Source organism: Zooshikella harenae, from assembly GCF_018837975.1.
Lineage (GTDB): Bacteria > Pseudomonadota > Gammaproteobacteria > Pseudomonadales > Zooshikellaceae > Zooshikella > Zooshikella harenae.
Map to the genome: position 1 here is coordinate 1 of NZ_JAGSOY010000294.1, position 886 is coordinate 886.

Sequence of the window (886 nt, forward strand, 5' to 3'; positions counted from 1 at the left end):
GGATCGTAATCGCGAAAATAGTTGTAAACTCGCGTCATAACCCCAAGCTTCGTTATAACGGTAATTTGGTTAAGCGAATTTCTGTGTATAATCTTGTGCTCGTTAGGTTATCTATTCTTTTTAGATGTACGAGTGTGCAAGATACTATACAAACGTTCTTCCCCTCACTTGATGCGATTCAACAAGTTACTGCCTCATTACACATGCGGCAGGATAATCGGTCGTGTTTAATGTGGTTAATGCCTTTTTCATGATGACGTTAATTTGGGAAATCGCTCAAATTTTCACCAAATGGTACGACCAATAATTTGGTAAAAAATACGACAGCAATTTGGTGCGCTACAATTAAATAAATGCGTCCTCTTTTTTACTGCTACTTCTTTGCTGTATATTTCTTACCATTATCATCAATATCAATGAAGTAACTTTTTATCCCTGTACCATTTCGATTTAGCAGTAAACTACCTAAGACATTACATTTATTAATTATATCTATGTTGCTCTCAGGCCCAATCCAAGCCACTGCACTAAACTTCCATTTCTTTGGCGCTAATTTTTCCAGCTCAAGTTTTTCAACCCCATCACACCACATAATTTCTGAATAGTCTGATAGTTTTAATCTCCATGTTAAAAACCACTCCAGTGCATTTTCAATTGAATTTATGTTCTTAGGATTAGCTTTGGAATAATGATCAATATTAGACAACTTAAAAGCAAGGCGACTTTCTTGCTTTCTAATTGCTTTCTTCAGCAGTCTCCGGCTTGTGTACAGCTTTTCCAATTCCATACCCCTATTACTAGAATAAATACCGTAATCTCCACTTAGATTATCTACAAAATTCAAGAGATTGTAAGTAATTGGTCAAGTACAAACTTCAAGTTAGGC

Annotated in this window: 2 protein-coding genes; one reads left to right on the forward strand and one right to left on the reverse strand. The window is 35.7% G+C overall.

Features of this window, described 5'->3' with window-relative positions; translation table 11 throughout:
• The coding region (locus KCG35_RS25735; protein WP_215822726.1) for a hypothetical protein at positions 1–254 on the forward strand (254 nt) is incomplete at its 5' end.
• A 119-nt stretch (positions 255–373) separates the two neighbouring features.
• On the opposite strand, the gene KCG35_RS25740 is transcribed toward KCG35_RS25735, so the two are convergent.
• The gene (locus KCG35_RS25740; RefSeq protein WP_215822728.1) at positions 374–787 is read right to left on the reverse strand and encodes a hypothetical protein; all 414 of its coding nucleotides are present in this window, start codon (positions 785–787) and stop codon (positions 374–376) included.
• Positions 788–886 lie beyond the last annotated feature (99 nt).